The following is a 20,632-nucleotide window of genomic DNA, read 5'->3' as shown; positions in this document are numbered from 1 at the left end:
ACGGGTGGGCCGTACGGGATGGGTGCGAAGACGTGCGATGCGGGCGCCGGGGTGCGCCGTCACCCCGGAGGCGTGAATGTCCTGAACACTTCAGGGACGGTAACCGCGTTCTTCCGGGGCGAACACCCCTTGGACCAGGACCTGTTTAACTTTTACCCAACTCAGGACAAAGCGGGATTCGGGCAGACCGGACCGGGGACCGGCGGGTACTCCGGTCCCCGTCCCGGCCCCCGCCCGACCTGCGCTCGGGAGTACGGATCAGCCGTGGATCAGCTATTGAACGCGGCGTCGAAGGACGCGCTGGGCGGTTCGAAGTCGAACGCCTTGAGCCGGGTGAGGGCCTCGGGAGCGCCCTGCAGCCGGTCCATGCCGGCGTCCTCCCACTCGACGGAGACGGGTCCCTGGTAGTCGATGGAGCGCAGCATGCGGAACACGTCCTCCCAGGGGACGTCGCCGTGGCCGGCCGACACGAAGTCCCAGCCACGCCGAGGGTCGCCCCACGGCAGGTGGGAGCCGAGCCGCCCATTGCGGCCGTCGAGGCGCTTGCGGGCCTCCTTGCAGTCGACGTGGTAGATCCGGTCGCGGAAGTCCCACAGGAAGCCGACGGGGTCGAGGTCCTGCCACACGAAGTGCGAGGGGTCGAAGTTCAGGCCGAAGGCGGGCCGGTGGCCGACCGCCTCCAGGGCGCGGTGCGTGGTCCAGTAGTCGTAGGCGATCTCGCTGGGGTGCACCTCGTGCGCGAACCGCACGCCCTCGGCGTCGAAGACGTCGAGGATCGGGTTCCAGCGGTCCGCGAAGTCCTGGTAGCCGCGCTCGATCATCGATTCGGGGACGGGCGGGAACATGGCGACCAGATGCCAGATGGCCGACCCGGTGAAGCCGATGACGGTGTCGACGCCGAAGCGGGCGGCGGCCCGCGCGGTGTCCTTGATCTCGGCGGCGGCGCGCTGCCGTACGCCTTCGGCGTCGCCGTCGCCCCAGATGCGGTCGGGCAGGATGGCCTGGTGGCGTTCGTCGATGACGGCGTCGCAGACGGCCTGGCCGACGAGGTGGTTGGAGATCGCCCAGCACTTGAGGCCGTACTCGTCGAGCAACTGGTGGCGGGAGTCCACGTAGGAGGGGTCGGCGAGGGCCTTGTCGACTTCGAAGTGGTCGCCCCAGCAGGCGAGTTCCAGGCCGTCGTAACCGAAGTCGCGGGCGCGGCGGCAGACCTCCTCCAGAGGGAGGTCCGCCCACTGACCGGTGAAGAGAGTGAAGTTGCGCGGCATGTCGCTGCCAGCCTCCTCAGGGGGCGATCGGGGTGTACACGGAGTTCTTCTCGGCGCTCTCCTCCACGGCCGCGAGCACGCGCTGCACCTGCAGCCCGTCGGCGAAGGAGGGGTCGGGCAGGCGGCCGGCGGCGACGGCGTGGACGAGGTCGCGCGCCTGGTGCACGAAGGTGTGCTCGTAGCCGAGTCCGTGGCCCGGCGGCCACCAGGCGTCCAGGTAGGGGTGCTCGGGCTCGGTGACCAGGATGCGGCGGAATCCGGCGTGCTCCCCGGGCTCCGTGCCGTCGTGGTACGACAGCTCGTTGAGCCGCTCCAGGTCGAAGGCGAGCGAGCCGCGCTCGCCGTTGAGTTCGATGCGCAGGGCGTTCTTGCGGCCGGTGGCGTACCGGGTGGCCTCGAAGGAGACGAGGGCGCCGGAGGTGAGGCGGCCGGTGAACACGGCGGCGTCGTCGACGGTGACCTGCCCGGTGACGCCGTCCGCGGAGCCCGCGGACAGGCCCCGGGGAGCGCCGGCGGGCAGCGGGCGTTCCCGTACGAAGGTCTCGGTGAGGGCGGAGACGCCCGCGATCCGCTCCCCCGTCAGATACTGGGCGAGGTCGACGATGTGGGCGCCCAGGTCGCCGAGGGCTCCCGAACCGGCCAGGTCCTTGCGCAGCCGCCAGGTGAGCGGGGCCTGCGAGTCCACCAGCCAGTCCTGGAGGTACGTCACCCGCACGTGCCGCAGCCGTCCGACGCGGCCCTCGGCCACCATCCGCCGGGCCAGCGCGGTGGCCGGCACCCGGCGGTAGTTGAACCCGACCATCGCCAACTGCCCGCGGGCGCCCGCCTCCTCGGCGGCGCGGGACATCGCCTGCGCCTCCTCGACGGTGTTGGCCAGCGGCTTCTCGCACAGGACGTGTTTTCCGGCGGCGAGCGCGGCCAGGGCGATCTCGGCGTGGCTGTCGCCGGGGGTGCAGATGTCGACGAGGTCGATGTCGTCCCGTTCGACCAGGGTCCGCCAGTCGGTCTCGGTACTCGCCCAGCCGTGCCGGTCGGCCGCCGTCCGGACGGCGTCGGCGTCCCGTCCGCAGATCACGGCCATGACCGGGTTCAGCGGCAGGTCGAAGACCCGGCCGGCGGTGCGCCAGCCCTGGGAGTGTGCGGCACCCATGAAGGCGTAGCCGACCATGCCGACGCGCAGCGGCGGTCTGGTCGCGGACGCCCCCGTCGGCCCGGTCCCGGTCCCGCTGTCGGTCCCGGTGGCCGGTTCCTCGGCCCCGGCCCCCTCGGGCTGCTGCGGCTGTCCCATGCGGATGTCCTCCTCGTCGTGGTGGCGCGGTGGGGGTGGGCCCCGCCCCGGCCGGCGGCTGGTCAGGCCGCTGCCGGGGCGGGAACCGTCACTTGAAGCCCGTGGACATGTACTGGTCGACGTTGTCCTTGTCGACGACGGCCGAGTAGCAGGTGACGGTCGAGGGGATCTCGAACTCGGCGAGACCGCTGACGCCCTTGCCCTGGCCGAGCGCACGGGCCAGGTCGATCGCCGAGGCGGCCATGGTCGGCGGGTAGAGCACGGTCGCCTTGAGGACGCCGCTGTCCGCCTTGATGGCCTCGAAGGCGGAGAGCGCGCCCGCGCCGCCGACCATCAGGAAGCCGTCGCGTCCGGCCTGCTCGATGGCGCGCAGGGCGCCCACGCCCTGGTCGTCGTCGTGGTTCCACAGGGCGTCGAAGTCCGACTGGGCCTGGAGCAACTGGGCCATCTTGGCCTGGCCGGACTCGACCGTGAACTCGGCGGCCTGGCGGGCCACCTTCTTGATGTTCGGGTAGTTCTTCAGACCGTCGTCGAAGCCCTGGGTGCGCTGCTGGGTCAGTTCCAGGTTGTCGATGCCGGCCAGCTCGATGACCCGTGCGTCCGACTTGTCCTTGAGCTTCTCGCCGATGTAGTGGGCGGCGTTGAGACCCATGCCGTAGTTGTCGCCGCCGACCCAGCAGCGGTAGGCCTGGGGGCTGTTGAAGATCCGGTCGAGGTTGATGACCGGGATACCGGCCCGCATCGCCTTCAGGCCGACCTGGGTGAGGGCCTTGCCGTCGGCCGGCAGGATGACCAGGACGTCGACCTTCTTGTTGATGAGGGTCTCGATCTGGCCGATCTGCTGCGCGGTGTCGTTGGAGCCCTCGGTGATCTCCATACTGATCTCGGAGTACTTCTCGGCACGCTTCTTGGCCTGGTCGTTGACGGCGTTGAGCCAGCCGTGGTCGGCCTGCGGACCGGCGTAGCCGATGGTGACCGGCTTGCCGGGCTTGTCGTCGGCGGCCGGCTGGGTGTCCGCGGCTGCCTTGTCGTCGCCGTCGTCGGGGTCGTTGCTGGTGCACCCCGTGAGGACGGCACCGGCGGACAGGGCGGCGGCTCCGAAGAGCATCCCTCTGCGACTCGTGAGCTTCGTCATGACGGTGAACCCTTTCCTCAATGCGTGCTTGCGGTACGGCGCTGGACCAGCACGGCGGCGACGATGATCGCGCCCTTGGCGATCTGCTGCACGTCGGTCTGCAGGTTGTTCAGGGCGAAGATGTTGGTGATGGTGGTGAAGATCAGGACGCCGAGCACCGAGCCGAGGATGTGGCCCCGGCCGCCGGTCAGCAGCGTTCCGCCGATGATCGCGGCGGCGATGGCGTCGAGTTCGTAGAGGTTGCCGTTGGTGTTCTGGCCGGAGCCGGCGAGGGCGATCAACAGGAAGGCGGCGATGCCGCAGCACAGCCCGGACAGCAGGTAGAGGTAGAGGCGCTGGCGGCGGACGTCGATGCCGGCCAGCCGGGCGGCCTCGGCGTTGCCGCCGACGGCGACGGTGCGGCGGCCGAAGGTGGTCCGGTTGAGCACCAGCCAGCCGATGATGGTGACGGCCGCGAAGACCATGACCAGCGGCGGGATGCCGAGGACGTAGGAGTCGCGCTCGGCGAGGTCCAGGACGCTGGGGACGGTGACGACCTGGGTGCGGCCGTCGGTGATCTGGAGCGCGAGGCCGCGGGCCGAGGCCAGCATGGCCAGGGTGGCGATGAAGGGGACCATCTGGCCGAAGGCGATGAGCACCCCGTTGACCAGTCCGCAGCCCACTCCCACCACGATCGCGGTGAAGAGGATGCCGAAGAATCCGAACTCCTGGGTGGCGACCGTGGTCGCCCACACCGAGGAGAGGGCCACGATCGCGCCGACGGACAGGTCGATGCCGCCGGAGACGATGACGAAGGTCACGCCGACGGTGACGACGCCGATCACCGACGCCTGGGTGAGCACCAGTTGGAGGTTGTGGGTGTCGAGGAACGCGTCGGGCTGGGTGATGCCGCCGATGAGGACCAGTACGGCGAGCACCCCGAGCAGGGTGAGGGTGCGGACGTCGGCGCGGCCCAACCGGACCCGCCAGGCGGGCGGACCCTCCACCGGTGCCGCCTTGTCGGTGCCGCCCCGTGGCGGGGACACGTGCTGCGTCATGACGCCGGACTTCCTTCCATCACCAGGTCGAGGACTCGGGGTTCGTCGAGGTCGCGCGCGGGGGCCTCGTGCACGACGCGGCCCTCGCGCAGTACCAGTACGCGGTCGGCGAGGCCCAGTACCTCGGGCACCTCGCTGGAGACCAGCAGCACGGCGAGGCCCTCGTCGGCGAGGCGCCGGATGACGGCGTACAGCTCGGCGCGGGCCCCGACGTCGACGCCGCGGGTGGGTTCGTCGAGCAGCAGGACCCGGCAGCCGCGCAGCAGCCAGCGGGCGAGGACCGCCTTCTGCTGATTGCCGCCGGACAGGGTGCGCACGGGCACGGAGGGGTTGTCGGGCCGCAGCGACAGCTCCCGGGTGGCCTCGCGGGCCGCGCCGAGTTCGGCGCCGCGGTCGATCCAGCCGCCGCGCGAGAAGCGGGACATGGTGGAGACCGACACGTTGCGGGTGACGGACTCGAGCATCAGCAGGGCCTGTGCCTTGCGTTCCTCGGGGGCGAGCCCGAGGCCGGCGCGTACCGCGGCGCGCACACTGCCCGGCCTGAGCGGGCGCCCGTCGACGAGGACCTGGCCGGTGCTCGCCTTCCGGGCCCCGTAGACCGTCTCCAGGATCTCGGAGCGTCCGGAGCCGACCAGTCCGGCGAGGCCGACGATCTCGCCGGGGCGCAACTCCAGGTCGAGCGGGGCGAACTCGCCCTCGCGGGAGAGCCCGCGGACACTCAGCACGGGCTCGCCCGCGGCCGGTGCGGGCGGCCGGTCCGGGAAGACGTACTCGACGTTGCGTCCCGTCATCAGCGCGACCACCTCGCGGGTGGGCGTCGACTCGGCGGGCAGCCCGCCGGCCACGGCCCGGCCGTCCTTGAGGACGGTGACCCGGTCGCCGATGCGGCGGATCTCCTCCAGGCGGTGCGAGATGTAGACGACGGCGACGCCCGCGCCGGTCAGGTCGGCGACGATGCGGAAGAGGTTGTCGACCTCGTCCGGGTCGAGCGCGGCGGACGGCTCGTCCATCACGATCAGCCGTACGTCGTGCGACAGCGCCCGCGCCATGGACACGATCTGCTGCTGCGCCGCAGAGAGGTCCCCGACCAGCCGCCCGGGGTCGACCTCGGGATGCCCGAGTCGCCCCAGCAGCGCGGCCGTTGACGCCTTGGCCGCTCTGCCTCGTACGACGAAGCCGGCGGCGGTCGGCTCGTGGCCGAGGTGGACGTTCTCGGCGACCGAGAGGTGCTCCACCAGGTCGAGTTCCTGGTAGATGGTGGCGATGCCGAGGCGCATGGCCGCGATGGGCGAGCGCAGGGTGACGTCTTCGCCGCGCCAGCGGATGGTGCCGGTGTCGGGCTGGTGGGCGCCCGCGAGCACCTTGATGAGGGTGGACTTCCCGGCGCCGTTCTGGCCGAGCAGGCAGTGCACCTCGCCGGCCTGGACGTCGAGGTCGACGCCGTCGAGGGCCCGGACTCCGGGGAACGACTTGGTGATGCCGGACATGCTGAGCAGCGGTGGTTCTGGTGCCATGTGAGGTCCCCTCGGCGGACGTGCGGGCCGGTGTCAGGGCAGAGCGAAGCAGGGCATAGCGGAGCGGGACAGAGCGGAGCAGGACAGAGCGCTGTGCTGATGGGACTCGGTGACGAAGTGGTGCCTACGCGGGTGAGAACAGGTGGTCGCTGATCAGCCGGGCTCCGCCGATGACTCCGGCGGTGGGTCCCAACTCCCCCAGCACGATGGGCAGGTTGCCGGTCGCCAGGGGCAGCGACTGGCGGTAGACCTGGGTACGGATCGCGGCGAGCAGGTTGTGGCCGAGGCCGGTCACCCCGCCGCCGATCACCACCAGGCCCGGGTTGAAGAAGCTGACCAGGCCGGCGATGACCTGGCCGGTACTGCGGCCGCCCTCCCTGATCAGGTCCAGTGCGGTGGCGTCGCCCGCGGCGGCCGCCGCGGCGACGTCGGCGGCGCTCAGGCCCCCGTTCGCCTCCAGCCGGTTCGCGAGCTCGGCCGAGTGGCCCTGCTGGGCGGCCTCCGTGGCGTCGCGGGCCAGGGCCGCGCCGCTGAAGTGGGCTTCGAGGCAGCCCCGGTTGCCGCAGGCGCACTGACGTCCGTCGGGCACGGCCTGGATGTGCCCGATGTCGCCCGCGCTGCCCGTCGTCCCGCGGTAGACGTCACCGCCGACGACGATGCCGCAGCCGATGCCGGTACCGATCTTGACGACGAGGAAGTCGTGCTGGGTGCGGGCGACCCCCGCGTGCTGCTCCCCCAGCGCCATCAGGTTCACGTCGTTGTCGACCATGACGGGGCAGCCGAGTTCCTGACTGAGCGCCTCCCGTACGGGGAAGCCGTCCCAGCCCGGCATGATCGGCGGTGCCACCGGCACACCCTCGGGGAAGCGGACCGGCCCCGGGACGCCGATGCCGGTGCCGTCGAAGCCCTCCGCGAGCCCCGAGGCGCGCAGCTTGGCGGCCATGGACAGCACCTGCTCGAAGACCGCGACCGGTCCCTCGCGTACGTCCATGGGCTGGTTGATGTGCCCGAGGATCTCCAGTTCGGCGTTGGTGACGGCGACGTCGATCGAGGTCGCGCCGATGTCGACGCCGAGGAAGCGGAGTTCGGGGTGGAGCCGGACGTTGTGGCTGCGGCGCCCGCCGCGCGAGGCGGCGAGTCCGTCGGCCACGACAAGACCGGTCTCCAGCAGCCGGTCCACCTCCACGGCCAGCTTGGACCGGGAGAGGTCGACCTGGTCGCCGAGCTGGGCCCGGGAGTTGGGCCCGCCGTCGCGCAACAACTGGAGCAGTCGCGCTTGGTGAGCGTTCGCGGGTCGTGCGGTCATGCGTCTCACGAGCCCCTCCCCGCCTCGATCGGCCTTGAGTCCGCCGGTTTCCGGCCACGTCCGTGACTCGTCGTCGTGACTTGTCGTCGTGACTCGTCGTCGTGGCTTGCTTTCGGATGGAACGTAGCAGTGAGCGCCGGGAGTGGGAAGAAGTCACGCACGAATTACTGCGAACTTTCTCCTCTGAGTGGACAAAGAAGAGCTCGGCGTTCGACGCCCCCGGACGCGGCGAGGCCACCCGGACAGCGCGCCGGGCGGCCTGCGAAGGGGCTCTGACCTTACGATTCTCCGCGCGCGTGGTACGAGCCCCGGGTGTGTCCGGTGTGCTCGCGCATCAGCCGTGCAGTACCAGCGGACCCGGCGGTCGCCCTGTGCGGCGAGTTCGGCGAGGACGGCGTACGGACCGTCAGGAGCTGGTCGGCCTCCTCCTCCGTCGGCTCGTGCACGAACGCGCCCTGCGCGGGGCGCAGAGGTGACCGGCGAGTTCGCTCGCGACGAGGTGCCGGCCGGGCTGGAGGGCGCGGGTGGTGATGAGTTCGAGCAGCGCCTCGTAGACACGGTCCCGCAGCGGCCGGGCCGTTCGAGCCTGGGCACCGCGCCCTCCGCAGCCCTGCGGCAGCCCTGCGGCAGCCCTGCGGCAGCCCTGCGGACAGCATCGGCCCCCTGCAGGCCACGTCGCATGGCGGGGCGGTGCCGGGCGTTCAGGGGCAGCGCACGACCTGTCCGGCGTAGGAGAGGTTGCCGCCGAAGCCGAAGAGGAGGACCGGGTCGCCGGTGGTGATCTCGCCCCGCTCGACCAGCTTGGACAGCGCGAGGGGGATGCTCGCCGCGGAGGTGTTGCCGGACTCGACGACATCGCGGGCGACGACGGCGTTGACCGCGCCGATCTTCGCGGCGAGGGGTTCGATGATGCGCAGGTTGGCCTGGTGCAGGACGACCGCGGCGAGGTCGGCCGGCTCGAGCCCGGACCGCTCACAGGCCTGGCGGGCGATGGCGGGCAGCCGGGTGGTGGCCCAGCGGTAGACGCTCTGCCCCTCCTGCGCGAACCGCGGGGGCGTGCCCTCGATGCGGACCGCGTTGCCCATCTCGGGCACCGAGCCCCACAGCACCGGCCCGACGCCCGCCTCCTCGCCCGGCCCGCAGGCCTCCACGACGGCGGCCCCCGCCCCGTCGCCGACCAGCACACAGGTGGTGCGGTCGGTCCAGTCGGTCACCTCGGACATCTTGTCCGCGCCGATGACCAGGGCCCGGCCGGCCGAACCGGCCCGCACGGCGTGGTCGGCGGTGGCCAGCGCGTGGGTGAAGCCCGCGCAGACGACGTTGATGTCCAGCGCGGCGGGAGAGGGGATGCCGAGGCGGGCCGCGACGCGGGCGGCGGTGTTCGGGGAGCGGTCGATCGCGGTGGAGGTGGCGACCAGCACCAGGTCCACGTCGGCGGGCGTCAGCCCGGCCGCCGCGAGCGCCTTCGCGGCGGCGTGGCCGGCCAGCTCGTCCACCGGCTCGTCGGGTCCGGCGATGCGGCGGGACCGAATCCCCACCCGGCTCCTGATCCACTCGTCGCTGGTGTCGACCATGCCCGCCAGGTCCTCGTTGGTGAGGACCCGGGCGGGCTGGTAGTGGCCGACGGCGGTGATGCGGGAGCCTTGGTGCATGGGTGGAGTCCTCGCTGCCTCGGGTACGGGATCCACCAGTCTGATCAGTGACCGACGGGTACGAGGGCAGGTGATACGACAGGAAACGGGCGCCCGGCTTGTCGGCTTCGGTCAGCATCCTCCCGCGCCCTCGGCCGTCCCTGTACCGTAACGCCCCTCCCCCGTCCCCGTCCCCGTCCCCGTCCCCGTCCCCGTGCCCGGATGCCCGCCCTCACCCGGTGAAGAGCTGGGTCGCCTTCCGGACGAGTTCGTACAGCCCGTAGGCGAGCGGTGCGCCCACCCAGAGCCAGGTGAAGGCGATCAGCGGCCGCCGGTCGGGCAGATCAGGCAGGTCGGGCAGATCAGGCGGACTCTGGCTGCTGTCGTGGGACATCGGCGTCCTCCTCCTTCGGCGTGGGAGTGGCGGGTTCGTGGTGGCGGGCGTGGACGGGGCGGACGAGTTCGTTGGCGACGAAACCGACGACCAGCAGCCCGATCATGATGAGGAAGGACGTGCTGTAGAGGTCCGAGCCGTGCCGTCCGGCCTCCTCCTGGCGATCGGCGATCCAGTTGACGATCAGCGGCCCGAGGACGCCGGCCAGGGACCAGGCGGTGAGCAGCCGCCCGTGGATCGCGCCGACCTGGTAGGTGCCGAAGAGGTCCTTGAGGTAGGCGGGGACCGTGGCGAAGCCGCCGCCGTAGAAGGACACGACGACCAGGGCGCACAGGACGAACAGCGGTTTGGAGGAGTCGCCGAACAGCGCGATCAGGGCGTACATCAGCGCGCCGACGCCGAGGTACACGCGGTAGATGTTCTTGCGTCCGATCAGGTCGGAGGCGGAGGACCAGCCGAACCGGCCCGCCATGTTGGCCGCCGACAGCAGGGCCACGAAGCCGGCGGCGGCGGTCACGGACACCGGCGTGGAGGTGTCGGAGAAGAAGTCCGTGATCATCGGCGCGGCCTTCTCCAGGATGCCGATGCCGGCCGTGACGTTCATGCAGAGCACGATCCACAGCAGCCAGAACTGCGGGGTGCGCATGGCGGAACGCGCCGAGACCTGCACGCCCTGGAGCGGGGCCGGCCGTCCGTCCGGCCGCTCCTTGGGCCTTGGCACCCGTATCAGCAGCACGCCCAGCAACATGAAGACGGCGTACGTCAGTCCGTGCACGAGGAAGGCGAGCGCGATCCCCGAGTTGTCGGTGCCGAAGGACTTCAGCATCTGCGCGGACCAGGGCGAGGCGATGAGGGCGCCGCCGCCGAAGCCCATGATGGCGATGCCGGTGGCCATGCCGGGCCGGTCAGGGAACCACTTGATCAGCGTCGAGACCGGTGAGATGTAGCCGATGCCGAGGCCGATCCCGCCGACGAAGCCGTAGCCGAGGACGATCAGCCAGTACTGCTCCACCGCCGCGCCGAGCGCGGAGAGCAGGAAGCCGGAGGAGAAGCAGACCAGGGCGACGGTCATCGCCCAGCGCGGCCCGTGCCGTTCCACGAGCGTGCCGCCGAACGCGGCCGAGAGACCGAGCATGACGATGCCGAGCTGGAAGGGCAGCGCGCTCTGCGTACCGCTGAGATCGAGCGCGGACTCCAGGGGCGGCTTGAACACGGACCAGGCGTAGGCCTGCCCGATGGAGAGGTGGACCGAGAGAGCGGCTGGGGGAACGAGCCAGCGGCTCCAGCCGGGGGGTGCGACGGGGGGACTCATGAGTCCCCAACCGTAGGGATCGGGAAAGCGCTTGAGAAGACTGTTGAGCAGACAACTACAGACCACCACTGCTGCTGCACAAAGCGTCTCTGGAATTCTGTGACTGCCCGGGCGTTTCGGGCTTTTCGGGTGCGGCGTGGCCGTGTGCGGTCGCCAGGTGGTGGACGCCGGTCCGCTCGGGCGGCAACCTGACGCTCCATGTGCAGGACAATGAGATCGTGAAGGTCACCTCACCGCACGTACAGAACCGGGACTGACCGGCAAGGGGCACGGACATGGGACGAGTCACGGAACGACGCAAAGTGATCCGCGTACGGGACGGTGCGGTCTCCACGCGCCCGGACACGCTCGTCGCGGAGGAACCGCTGGAGATCCGGCTGAACGGCAAACCGCTCGCGATCACGATGCGCACCCCCGGCGACGACTTCGCGCTGGCGGCCGGTTTCCTGGTCAGTGAGGGTGTGCTCGCCGAGCGGGGCGATCTCCAGAACATCGTGTACTGCGCCGGCGCCACGGTCGACGGCTCGAACACGTACAACGTGGTCGACGTGAGGACCGCCCCCGGCGTGCGGATCCCCGACATCACCCTGGAACGGAACGTCTACACCACCTCGTCCTGCGGGCTGTGCGGCAAGGCGAGCCTGGACGCGGTGCGTACGACGGCCCGTTGGCCCATCGCCGACACTCCCCCGGTCCGCGTCGCCCCGGAGCTGCTGGCGGGCCTGCCCGACCGGCTGCGCGCGTCCCAGCGGGTGTTCGACCGGACCGGCGGACTGCACGCGGCGGCGCTGTTCACCGAGGACGGTGAGCTGGTGGACGTGCGGGAGGACGTGGGGCGGCACAACGCGGTCGACAAGCTGGTCGGCCGTGCGCTGCAGAACGGGGACCTGCCGCTGTCCCGGTCCGTCCTGCTGGTGTCGGGCCGGGCCTCTTTCGAGCTGGCGCAGAAGGCCGTGATGGCGGGCATCCCCGTGCTGGCCGCGGTGTCGGCGCCGTCCTCGCTGGCGGTGGACCTGGCCGCCGAGACCGGGCTGACGCTGGTGGGCTTCCTGCGCGGCACCTCCATGAACGTGTACGCGGGCGAGGACCGCGTCGCCCTGCGGGCCGCGGCCGTCCAGGGCTGATCCGCCTCGCCGCGGCACGACCGATGTCCGGACGACGACCGCCGGTTCCGACCGGCCGCCCGGAGGGCAGACCGCGTCCGGCCGGTTCAGGCGGAGCGGCTCCCCCTGCCGACCGCGGTGCGCGCGGAGGCGGCGGACCCCTCGGGCGGGAGCGCCGCCGGATCGTGCGACCGGCGCTTGGCGATGACCGCGCACACCATGAGCTGCATCTGGTGGAAGAGCATCAGCGGCAGCACGGCCAGCGAGGCGTGGGCGCCGAACAGGACGCTCGCCATGGGCAGTCCGGCGGCCAGTGACTTCTTGGACCCGGCGAACTGGATCGCGATCCGGTCCTCCCGGCCGAAGCCAAGGCCCTTCGCCCCGTACCAGGTCAGGAGCAGCATCACGGCGAGCAGCACCGCCTCCACGGCCAGCAGCCCGGCCAGCCGGACCGGGCTGACCTGGTGCCAGATGCCCTGGACCATGCCCTCGCTGAACGCCGTGTAGACGACGAGGAGGATGGAGCCGCGGTCGACGAGTCCGAGGACCTTCTTGTGCCGGGCGACGAAGCCCCCGATCCACCGGCGCAGCACCTGTCCGGCGACGAACGGCACCAGCAGTTGCAGCACGATCTTCACCACCGAGTCGGCGGAGAACCCGCCCCCGGCGCTGCCCAGCAGGGCGGCGGCCAGCAGCGGCGTGACGACGATGCCGACCAGGGAGGAGAAGGACCCGGCGCAGATGGCGGCGGGCACGTTGCCGCGGGCGATGGAGGTGAAGGCGATCGAGGACTGGATGGTCGAGGGGACCAGGGTGAGGAAGAGCAGCCCCTGGTAGAGGGGGTCGGTCAGGAACACCGGCACCAGAGCGCGGGACGCGAGGCCGAGCAGCGGGAAGACGACGAAGGTGCAGGCCAGCACCGTGACGTGGAGCCGCCAGTGCCGTACGCCGTCCATCGCCTCACGGGTGGAGAGCCGGGCACCGTAGAGGAAGAAGAGGAACGCGATCGCGCCGGTGGAGGCGCCGGAGGCGACGTCCGCGCCCGTGCCGCGGGCCGGCAGCAGCGCCGCGAGGCCCACCGTCCCGAGCAGCAGCAGGACGTACGGGTCGATCGGCATCCAACGCGGCGGGCGTAGGCGTTTCACGGTGCTCCACTTGCTCGTTCGTGCCGTTCACGGGGTTCACGCGCCCCGGCTCCATCGTGCTCCCCCGCCGTGCGATCGGGAATCCGGTATACCGCTCTGACTGTCATCACGTTCCACGATAGCCTGTGAGGATGTACGACCCCTCCCACCTGCGTACGTTCCTGTCGGTGGCCCAGACGCTGAGCTTCACGCAGGCCGCCCGGCGGCTCGGGCTGCGCCAGTCGACGGTGAGCCAGCACGTGCGGCGGCTGGAGGACGCCACCGGAAGGCAGTTGTTCAGCCGTGACACCCACTCCGTGGAGCTGACGGAGGACGGCGAGGCGATGCTCGGGTTCGCTCACCGGATCCTGGAGGTGCACGAGCAGGCGACGGCCTTCTTCAGCGGCACCCGGCTGCGCGGGCGGCTGCGGTTCGGGGCCTCCGAGGACTTCGTGCTGACCCGGCTGCCGGAGATCCTGGAGGGTTTCCGGCACGACCACCCCGAGGTCGACCTGGAGCTGACGGTGGAGCTGTCCGGCACGCTGCACGAGCAGCTCACGGCCGGGAAGCTGGACCTGGTGCTGGCCAAGCGGCGGCCTCAGGACCCGCGCGGCGAGCCGGTGTGGAGCGACCGGCTGGTGTGGATCGGCGCGGAGCGGCTGCGCCTGAAACCGGACCGCCCCGTGCCGCTCATCGTCTACCCGCCGCCCGGCATCACCCGCGCGCTGGCCCTGGACGCCCTGCAACGGGAGGGTCGCGAGTGGCGCGTCGCGTGCACCAGCGGCAGCCTCAACGGTCTGATCGCGGCCGCCCGCGCGGGCCTGGGCGTGATGGCACACTCGCGCGGCCTCGTCCCGCCCGGCCTCGTACGGGTGCCGGACCGGGCGGGGCTGCCCGAGCTGGGCCGCGTCGACTTCGTGCTGGTGCACGGCCGGCGCCGCCCCTCGGCACAGGGCGCCGCGGACGCGCTGGCGGCGGCGATCCTGGCGGGCGGCGACCGGCTGCACCGGCCTCAGCGCACGGGCCTCGGATAGGTCAACCGCTTGACGCGACGCAGTAGCGGGGACGCCTCCAGGTGCTGGACGCCCTCCAAGTGGCCGAGCGGTCCGCTGAGGTAGGCGTAGAGGTCGGCGGTGCTGCGGACCACGGCGGTGGCGATGATGTTGGACGGCCCGGCCGTCGCGGCGACGTGGGCGATCTCGTCGTGGGCGGCGAGGGCCTCACCGACCCGGTGGAGGACGGCGGGGCTGGTGGTGATCCACAGGGCGGCGTCGGTGTGGTAGCCGAGGATGATTCCCGGGTCGTACTCGACATCGACGAAGACGGCCCCGGAGGCGAGCAGCGCGGCGAGGCGACGCTTGACAGCGGACTCGGAGCGGCCGGTGGCTCGCTGGAGTTCCGGGTACGTGGCCCGGCCGTCCCGTTCCAGGACGGCGAGCAACGGCTCGTCCTCGGGTTCGATGCGGGCCGGTCCACGCCCGGCGGGATCCGGCTCGTGCCGCAGTGCGACAACCTGCTCCTCGCTGAGCACGCCGAACTTGCGGAGCCAGCCGCTCGGCCCGCCGTAGAAGCGGTGCAGCATCTGGTGGGCGTGGATCTCCAGCACGCGCGGTGTGCGCGGCAACTTGCCGAGCAGCAGGTCGTCGCGGGCGCCGGGGCTGCGCGGGCGAGTTCCGAGGACGACCTCCGTGCCGCCGCTGGCCACCCCGATCCAGTTGGTGTCCGGCCGCTTCGCGAGGGCGTCCGCGATGGCCGCCGAACTGTCGGGCACGCAGCGCAGTCGCAGCGTCCAGTGGTCCTGGCCGAGCCGTTCGGCGTCCCGGACGGCCACCACCCGCAGCCCGCCCTCGGCGCAGAGCCTGCGGTAGCGGCGGGCGACGGTCTGGTCGGAGACGCCGAGCACCGCCCCGATGCGGCTGAAGGACGCGCGGCCGTTCACTTCCAGCGCGTCGAGCAGCCCCAGGTCGAGTTCGTCGAAGGTGTCGGATTCCATCTGCATGGCAGCCATTCCTGTCGGGTTCCGTCACTTGTTCGCCATGGCCCCATGCGATCGGCCGGGCGCGAACCATCGTACGGAGGCACGCAAAGACGTAAGACACGGGAAAGAAGACGGAACATGCGTACATGGGGACCGCTCACGGCGGTGTGCCTGGGGACGTTCATGCTGCTGCTGGACGTGACGATCGCGGTCGTCGCGCTGCCGGACATGGCCAGGGGGCTGCACGCGTCGCTGAGCGATCTGCAGTGGGTGATGGACGGCTACGCGCTGGCGCTGGCCGCGCTGCTGCTCGGGCTGGGGGCCGCCGCCGACGTACTGGGGCGGCGCCGGGTGCACGTGGCGGGCGTGGTGCTGTTCGCGGCGGCCTCGCTGCTGTGCGGGCTGGCCACCGGGCCGGGGATGCTGGTCGCCGCGCGCGGGCTGCAGGGGGTCGGCGCGGCGGCGATGTTCGCCACCACGCTGCCGCTGCTCGGCTCGGTCTACCAGGGGCGCCGGCGGTCGATGGCGCTCGGGGTGTGGGGCGCGGTCAGCGGCGCGGCGGCGGCCGTGGGTCCGGTGCTGGGCGGGCTGCTCACCGACGGTCCGGGCTGGCGGTGGATCTTCTGGGTGAACCTGCCGGTGAGCGTGGTGGCGGTCTGGCTGACGCTGCGCGTGGTGCCGGAGTCGCGCGGGGCACGCGGGCGCCGCGTGGACTGGGCGGGTACGGCGGCCTTCGCGGCGTTCGCCGGGGCGCTGACGTACGGGGCGGTCCGGGCCGGGGCGCACGGCTGGACGGAGGGCGGCACCCTCGCCTCCTTCGCCCTCGCGGTGGTGGCGCTGGCCGGGTTCGTCGTCGTCGAGCGGCGCGTCGCCGATCCGCTGCTCGATCCGCGGCTGTTCCTGCGGCCCGCGTTCTCGGGCGTGATGCTGGGCGGGCTGGCCTTCAACGCGGCGGCGTTCGGCGTGATGGCGTACACCTCCATATGGCTGCAGACGCTGCTCGGGATGAGCCCGGTGCGGGGCGGTCTTGTGTTCGTGTGGCTGTCGCTGGCGTCGTTCGTGGTGGCCGCGGCGGGCGGGCGGCTGCTGCACGGGGTGCCGGCGCGGCTGACGATCGGCGGCGGGCTGCTGCTGATCGCGGCGGGGCAGTTCTGCATGGCGTTCCTGGACGCCTCCTCGAGCGCGTCCGCGCTGGTGCCGGGGCTGCTCCTGGTGGGCGTCGGGACGGGCCTGGTGTCGCCCGGCATCGCGGGCGCGGCGCTGGCGGCGGTTCCGCCGGAGCGGGCCGGCATGGCCGGGGGCGCGGTCAACACCTTCCGGCAGCTCGGATACGCGCTCGGCATCGCCGTCTTCGGCACGGTGGTGACCTCGCGGATGGAGGACACGCTGCCGCACGACGCGGCGCACGGCCTGGCGGGCGGTGCGGCGGGCGCCCTGCGGGGCGTGTTCGGGGAGCACGCGCTGCGGACCGCCTTCGCCTCCGGGCTGAACGCGGCGGCGGTGGCCGCGGGCGCGGTCGCGGCGGTCGCCGGGGTACTGGTCCTCGTGCTGGTCAGGGCCGACCGCGGGCCCCGGGACGCCGGAGTGACGGATTCCATGACGGCCGCGCAGAAGGAGGAGAGGGGAGAGAAGGCAAAGGAAGCGAAGGCAGAGGAGAAGGCAGAGAAGAAGGAGGAGAAGGCCGCTCCGGCGACCCCGTACCGGCGGTAAGCGGGTCGTACAGATTCGGTGGAGATTACGGCACCGACGCTTACCCAACCGTCAGGAAACTGTCCGACCCTTCCCCTTGTGAGCGCATTTCCACTCGCTGACCAGCGCGAACATGAGCCCTGTTCGATTTTGGCACCCCTCCCGTCCCCGCGCCGGGTGGGGTAGCTTTCACCGCGCTGTGCGGGGGCGTCACCAGAAAAAGCGGGGAGCGGGGTTTGCGCGAGTTCACCAGTACTCCGTTGACGTTGGCACCACCCGTGGGCGGTCTGGCCGACGTCGTCTTCCAGTATGCCCAGGAGGATCCGCGGCACATCGCACTCGGCCGCAAGGACGACGCCGGGCAGTGGCGGGACGTCACCGCCGGCGCCTTCCGCGACGAGGTGCTGGCCCTCGCCAAAGGGCTCCTTGCCCAGGGCATCCGCTTCGGCGACCGGGTCGCCATCATGTCCCGCACCCGCTACGAGTGGACCCTCTTCGACTTCGCCCTGTGGACGATCGGCGCCCAGGTGGTGCCGATCTACCCCACCTCCTCGGCCGAGCAGTGCATGTGGATGCTGTACGACGCCGAGGTGACGGCGGCGGTCGTCGAGCACGAGGACCACGCGATGACGATCGCCACCGTCATCGACCGGCTGCCGCACCTGCGTGGCCTGTGGCAGCTCGACTCCGGCGCCGTCCAGGAGCTGTACGACGCGGGCGCGCACCTCGACGACGAGGTGGTCGACCGGCACCGCAAGGCGGTCACACCGGAGTCGGTCGCCACCATCATCTACACCTCGGGCACCACGGGCCGCCCGAAGGGCTGCGTCATCACGCACGGCAACTTCATGTACGAGGCGGACACCGTCATCGAGCGCTGGGAGCCGGTGTTCCACTCCAAGAGGGGCGACGAGGCGGCGACGCTGCTGTTCCTGCCGCTCGCCCATGTCTTCGGACGGATGGTGGAGGTCGCGGCGATCCGCGGCCGGGTCCGCTTCGGCCACCAGCCGCAGCTCAACGCCGCCGCGCTCCTGCCCGACCTGGCCGCCTTCAGACCGACCTTCATCCTGGCCGTGCCGTACATCTTCGAGAAGGTGTTCAACGCGGCCCGGCGCAAGGCCGAGAAGGAGGGGAAGGCCGGTCCCTTCGAGAAGGCCGTCGACGTCGCCGTGAAGTACGCGGAGGCGGTGGAGGCGAAGGCCTGGGGCATCGGGCCCGGCCCGTCGGCGGGGCTGCGGATGCAGCACCAGCTCTTCGACAAGCTCGTCTACACCAAGGTGCGGGCCGCGATGGGCGGACGCATCCGCAACGCCATGTCGGGCGGCTCGGCGATGGACCGGCGGCTCGGCCTGTTCTTCGCGGGCGCGGGCGTGCAGATCTACGAGGGCTACGGACTGACCGAGTCCACGGCCGCCGCCACCGCCAACCCGCCTGAGCGCACCCGCTACGGCACCGTCGGGCAGCCCGTCCCGGGCGTCACCGTGCACATCGCGGACGACGGCGAGATCTGGCTGAACGGCGACAACGTCTTCGAGGGCTATCTGAACAACCCGAAGGCCACCGACGAGTCCCTGCACGACGGCTGGCTGGCCACCGGCGACCTGGGCGCCCTGGACGAGGACGGCTACCTCACCATCACCGGCCGCAAGAAGGAGATCCTGGTGACCTCCGGCGGCAAGAGCGTCTCCCCCGGTCTGCTGGAGGAGCGTGTCCGGGACCATCCGCTGGTCAACCAGTGCATCGTCGTCGGCAACGACCGGCCCTACGTCGCCGCCCTCATCACCGTCGACCAGGAGGCGGTCGAGCACTGGCTGACGATGCGCAACAAGCCGCGGATGTCCCCGGCCGACCTGGTGCACGACGCCGACCTGGAGACGGAGGTGCGGCGCGCGGTCGTGGCGGCCAACACGCTCGTGTCGCAGGCCGAGTCGATCCGCACCTTCCGCATCCTCGCCCAGCCGTTCACCGAGGAGCACGGGCTGCTGACGCCTTCGCTGAAGCTGAAGCGCAAGGCCATCGAGAACGCCTACGGCACCGAGGTCGAGGCGCTTTACAGAGCGTGAGTTCCACGGTCAGGAATGCGTCGCGGCTCGTGATCGTTGAGGATATGGGTACCACCTGACCACAACCGAAGGATCAAGAGCTCGTGAGCAGCAAGGTCCCCCCGATCATCCTGAACAACGGCGTCGAGATGCCCCAGCTCGGCTTCGGCGTCTGGCAGGTGCCGGACGACGAGGCCACCGCGGCCGTGGCCCAGGCGCTGGAGGCCGGGTACCGCAGCATCGACACAGCGGCGATCTACGGCAATGAAGAGGGCACCGGCCGGGCGATCGCGGCCTCCGGGCTGGCCCGCGAGGACCTCTTCGTCACCACCAAGCTCTGGAACAGCGACCAGGGGTACGACTCCGCCCTCCGCGCCTTCGACGCCTCGCTGGCGAAGCTCGGCCTGGAGTACCTGGACCTCTACCTGATCCACTGGCCGATGCCGGCCAAGGGGCGGTACGTCGACACGTACAAGGCGTTCGAGAAGCTGCTCGCCGACGGCCGGGTCCGGGCCGTCGGCGTGTCCAACTTCCTGCCGGAGCACCTGGAGCGGCTGACCGCCGAGACCTCGGTGATCCCGGCCGTCAACCAGATCGAGCTGCACCCGCACCTCCAGCAGCACGCCTCGCGCGAGGTGCACGCGGAGCAGGGCATCGCCACCGAGGCGTGGTCCCCGCTCGGCTCCGGCAAGGGCATCCTGGACATCCCGGCGATCGTCGCGATCGCCCAGAAGCACGGGCGCACCCCGGCCCAGGTCGTGCTCCGCTGGCACCTCCAGTTGGGCAACGTGGTGATCCCGAAGTCCGTGACGCCGTCCCGGATCAAGGAGAACATCGACGTGTTCGCCTTCACCCTGGACACCGAGGACCTCGCGGCGATCAGCGCGCTCAACGAGGACCGGCGGCTGGGTTCGGACCCGGCGGAGGTCAACTCCTGACCACCGCCTGAACGGTCAGGCACGGCGAGGGGCCCGGTCCTGTGCGACCGGGCCCCCTCGTCCGTCTCAGGGCGTGTGGCTCAGTTGGGCTGCCCCAGCGGTCGTACGACCACGGTGTTGACGTCGACCCCGGCGGGCTGCGTCATGGCCCAGACGACCGAGTCGGCGATCTGGTCGGCGGTGAGCAGCTCGCCCGGCGGCAGGCTGCCGGTGGCCTCCCAGAACGGGGTCTCCACCCGACCGGGCGCGATCAGGGTCACGCCCACACCCCACTGGGTGACCTCCCGCCGGGTGTTCTCCGCGAGCCCCGTCACCGCCCACTTCGTGGCGCCGTAGATGTTGCCCGGCGTGTTCACGAAGCCGGCGACGCTGCCCACCAGCACGATCCGCCCGCGCGTCTCCTTGAGCGCGTCGATGGAGGCCCTGATCAGCAGGGCCGGGCCCAGCACGTTGGTCAGCACCATCTCGGTCCAGCCCGCCGGGTCGCCCTCGGCGACCGAGTCGTGGGTGGCGAACCCGGCGTTGGCGACGACCGTGTCCAGCCGCCCGAACTCCTTGAGCGTGGCCTCGACCGCCGCGACCACCTGGGCGTGCTCGGCGGTGCTGCCCTGGATCGTCAGCAGACCCTCGGGGTGACCGAGTTCCGCGCTGAACGCCCGCAGCCTCGCCTCGCCACGTCCCGTGACGGCCACCCGCTGCCCCGCGTCCAGCAGCCGCCGGGCGACGGCGGCTCCGATGCCGCTGCCGCCACCGGTGATGAGCGTGACCGGTGTGTCAGGTGTGTCCGGTGTGTCGGTCATGAGTCCCCCTGTGTCTGTACCTGTACCTGTACCTGTACCTGTACCTCTGCCTGTCCGTGCTTCTGTCACGGAC

At 71.4% G+C, this 20,632-nt stretch carries 17 protein-coding genes and 1 pseudogene; 5 read left to right on the top strand and 13 right to left on the bottom strand.

The features are described from left to right. Positions 1-269: 269 nt before the first annotated feature. The 10 genes and pseudogenes from KUM40_RS14775 to KUM40_RS14735 form a co-directional block, all read right to left on the bottom strand. Positions 270-1,268: a sugar phosphate isomerase/epimerase gene (locus tag KUM40_RS14775; protein ID WP_217166383.1), complete on the bottom strand. Its 999-nt coding sequence runs from the start codon at positions 1,266-1,268 to the stop codon at positions 270-272. Between the two features lie 16 nt (positions 1,269-1,284). Beyond that, positions 1,285-2,556: a Gfo/Idh/MocA family protein gene (locus tag KUM40_RS14770; RefSeq protein WP_217166382.1), complete on the bottom strand. Its 1,272-nt coding sequence runs from the start codon at positions 2,554-2,556 to the stop codon at positions 1,285-1,287. Positions 2,557-2,644: 88 nt separating this feature from the next. Continuing rightward, positions 2,645-3,691, bottom strand: coding sequence for a substrate-binding domain-containing protein (locus tag KUM40_RS14765; protein ID WP_217166381.1), 1,047 nt, complete (start codon positions 3,689-3,691; stop codon positions 2,645-2,647). Between the two features lie 17 nt (positions 3,692-3,708). Next, the gene (locus KUM40_RS14760) at positions 3,709-4,728 is read right to left on the bottom strand and encodes an ABC transporter permease (protein ID WP_217166380.1); all 1,020 of its coding nucleotides are present in this window, start codon (positions 4,726-4,728) and stop codon (positions 3,709-3,711) included. Then, positions 4,725-6,242, bottom strand: a complete 1,518-nt coding sequence (locus KUM40_RS14755; RefSeq protein ID WP_217166379.1) for a sugar ABC transporter ATP-binding protein — start codon at positions 6,240-6,242, stop codon at positions 4,725-4,727. The genes KUM40_RS14760 and KUM40_RS14755 overlap by 4 nt, the downstream gene beginning before the upstream one ends. A gap of 124 nt (positions 6,243-6,366) precedes the next feature. Further along, positions 6,367-7,548 carry an ROK family transcriptional regulator gene (locus KUM40_RS14750; RefSeq protein ID WP_217166378.1) on the bottom strand — a complete coding sequence of 394 codons (1,182 nt, stop codon included), beginning with the start codon at positions 7,546-7,548 and terminating at the stop codon, positions 6,367-6,369. Positions 7,549-7,883: 335 nt separating this feature from the next. Continuing rightward, positions 7,884-8,229 (bottom strand): annotated as a pseudogene (locus KUM40_RS41300) (hypothetical protein); the annotation flags it as partial. Positions 8,230-8,249: 20 nt separating this feature from the next. Continuing rightward, the gene (locus tag KUM40_RS14745; protein ID WP_217166377.1) at positions 8,250-9,200 is read right to left on the bottom strand and encodes a beta-ketoacyl-ACP synthase III; all 951 of its coding nucleotides are present in this window, start codon (positions 9,198-9,200) and stop codon (positions 8,250-8,252) included. 211 nt (positions 9,201-9,411) lie between these two features. After that, positions 9,412-9,573 carry a hypothetical protein gene (locus tag KUM40_RS14740; RefSeq protein ID WP_217166376.1) on the bottom strand — a complete coding sequence of 54 codons (162 nt, stop codon included), beginning with the start codon at positions 9,571-9,573 and terminating at the stop codon, positions 9,412-9,414. Further along, complete coding sequence (locus KUM40_RS14735; RefSeq protein WP_217166375.1) at positions 9,542-10,885, bottom strand: OFA family MFS transporter; 1,344 nt, start codon at positions 10,883-10,885, stop codon at positions 9,542-9,544. Before KUM40_RS14735 ends, KUM40_RS14740 begins: the two co-directional genes overlap by 32 nt. A 275-nt stretch (positions 10,886-11,160) precedes the next feature. Between KUM40_RS14735 and fdhD the strand changes: the two genes are divergently transcribed. Then, entirely contained in the window at positions 11,161-12,009 is an 849-nt protein-coding gene (gene fdhD, locus KUM40_RS14730; protein ID WP_217166374.1) for a formate dehydrogenase accessory sulfurtransferase FdhD, read from the top strand. A gap of 86 nt (positions 12,010-12,095) precedes the next feature. Here the strand turns inward: fdhD and KUM40_RS14725 are convergent, their stop codons facing one another. Continuing rightward, entirely contained in the window at positions 12,096-13,106 is a 1,011-nt protein-coding gene (locus KUM40_RS14725; RefSeq protein ID WP_217166487.1) for a bile acid:sodium symporter family protein, read from the bottom strand. 158 nt (positions 13,107-13,264) lie between these two features. Between KUM40_RS14725 and KUM40_RS14720 the strand changes: the two genes are divergently transcribed. Next, positions 13,265-14,146: a LysR family transcriptional regulator gene (locus tag KUM40_RS14720; RefSeq protein WP_217166373.1), complete on the top strand. Its 882-nt coding sequence runs from the start codon at positions 13,265-13,267 to the stop codon at positions 14,144-14,146. On the opposite strand, the gene KUM40_RS14715 is transcribed toward KUM40_RS14720, so the two are convergent. Continuing rightward, entirely contained in the window at positions 14,125-15,111 is a 987-nt protein-coding gene (locus KUM40_RS14715; RefSeq protein ID WP_217166372.1) for an Lrp/AsnC family transcriptional regulator, read from the bottom strand. The two genes, KUM40_RS14720 and KUM40_RS14715, sit on opposite strands and share 22 nt — an antisense overlap. 117 nt (positions 15,112-15,228) lie before the next feature. Between KUM40_RS14715 and KUM40_RS14710 the strand changes: the two genes are divergently transcribed. The 3 genes from KUM40_RS14710 (at position 15,229) to KUM40_RS14700 (ending at position 19,759) form a co-directional block, all read left to right on the top strand. Then, positions 15,229-16,800, top strand: coding sequence for an MFS transporter (locus KUM40_RS14710; RefSeq protein WP_254395071.1), 1,572 nt, complete (start codon positions 15,229-15,231; stop codon positions 16,798-16,800). Positions 16,801-17,015: 215 nt separating this feature from the next. Continuing rightward, positions 17,016-18,842 carry a long-chain fatty acid--CoA ligase gene (locus tag KUM40_RS14705; protein ID WP_217166371.1) on the top strand — a complete coding sequence of 609 codons (1,827 nt, stop codon included), beginning with the start codon at positions 17,016-17,018 and terminating at the stop codon, positions 18,840-18,842. 83 nt (positions 18,843-18,925) lie between these two features. Next, positions 18,926-19,759 carry an aldo/keto reductase gene (locus tag KUM40_RS14700; RefSeq protein WP_308401144.1) on the top strand — a complete coding sequence of 278 codons (834 nt, stop codon included), beginning with the start codon at positions 18,926-18,928 and terminating at the stop codon, positions 19,757-19,759. Positions 19,760-19,839: 80 nt separating this feature from the next. Here KUM40_RS14700 and KUM40_RS14695 read toward each other — a convergent pair whose 3' ends face one another. Next, complete coding sequence (locus tag KUM40_RS14695; protein WP_217166370.1) at positions 19,840-20,559, bottom strand: SDR family oxidoreductase; 720 nt, start codon at positions 20,557-20,559, stop codon at positions 19,840-19,842. Positions 20,560-20,632: the final 73 nt, after the last annotated feature.

Source organism: Streptomyces sp. AC512_CC834, from assembly GCF_019049325.1.
In the GTDB taxonomy this organism is placed as follows: Bacteria; Actinomycetota; Actinomycetes; order Streptomycetales; family Streptomycetaceae; genus Streptomyces.
Note: the sequence above shows the minus strand (reverse complement) of the source record. Positions and strands in the feature narration are given on the sequence as shown.

Excerpts from the sequence above, each read along its gene's own strand:
- KUM40_RS14775 (WP_217166383.1), bottom strand. The coding sequence starts at position 1,268 with ATGCCGCGCAACTTCACTCTCTTCACCGGTCAGTGGGCGGACCTCCCT.
- KUM40_RS14770 (WP_217166382.1), bottom strand. The coding sequence starts at position 2,556 with ATGGGACAGCCGCAGCAGCCCGAGGGGGCCGGGGCCGAGGAACCGGCC.
- KUM40_RS14765 (WP_217166381.1), bottom strand. The coding sequence starts at position 3,691 with ATGACGAAGCTCACGAGTCGCAGAGGGATGCTCTTCGGAGCCGCCGCC.
- KUM40_RS14760 (WP_217166380.1), bottom strand. The coding sequence starts at position 4,728 with ATGACGCAGCACGTGTCCCCGCCACGGGGCGGCACCGACAAGGCGGCA.
- KUM40_RS14755 (WP_217166379.1), bottom strand. The coding sequence starts at position 6,242 with ATGGCACCAGAACCACCGCTGCTCAGCATGTCCGGCATCACCAAGTCG.
- KUM40_RS14750 (WP_217166378.1), bottom strand. The coding sequence starts at position 7,548 with ATGACCGCACGACCCGCGAACGCTCACCAAGCGCGACTGCTCCAGTTG.
- KUM40_RS14745 (WP_217166377.1), bottom strand. The coding sequence starts at position 9,200 with ATGCACCAAGGCTCCCGCATCACCGCCGTCGGCCACTACCAGCCCGCC.
- KUM40_RS14740 (WP_217166376.1), bottom strand. The coding sequence starts at position 9,573 with ATGTCCCACGACAGCAGCCAGAGTCCGCCTGATCTGCCCGACCTGCCT.
- KUM40_RS14735 (WP_217166375.1), bottom strand. The coding sequence starts at position 10,885 with ATGAGTCCCCCCGTCGCACCCCCCGGCTGGAGCCGCTGGCTCGTTCCC.
- fdhD (WP_217166374.1), top strand. The coding sequence starts at position 11,161 with ATGGGACGAGTCACGGAACGACGCAAAGTGATCCGCGTACGGGACGGT.
- KUM40_RS14725 (WP_217166487.1), bottom strand. The coding sequence starts at position 13,106 with ATGCCGATCGACCCGTACGTCCTGCTGCTGCTCGGGACGGTGGGCCTC.
- KUM40_RS14720 (WP_217166373.1), top strand. The coding sequence starts at position 13,265 with ATGTACGACCCCTCCCACCTGCGTACGTTCCTGTCGGTGGCCCAGACG.
- KUM40_RS14715 (WP_217166372.1), bottom strand. The coding sequence starts at position 15,111 with ATGCAGATGGAATCCGACACCTTCGACGAACTCGACCTGGGGCTGCTC.
- KUM40_RS14710 (WP_254395071.1), top strand. The coding sequence starts at position 15,229 with ATGCGTACATGGGGACCGCTCACGGCGGTGTGCCTGGGGACGTTCATG.
- KUM40_RS14695 (WP_217166370.1), bottom strand. The coding sequence starts at position 20,559 with ATGACCGACACACCGGACACACCTGACACACCGGTCACGCTCATCACC.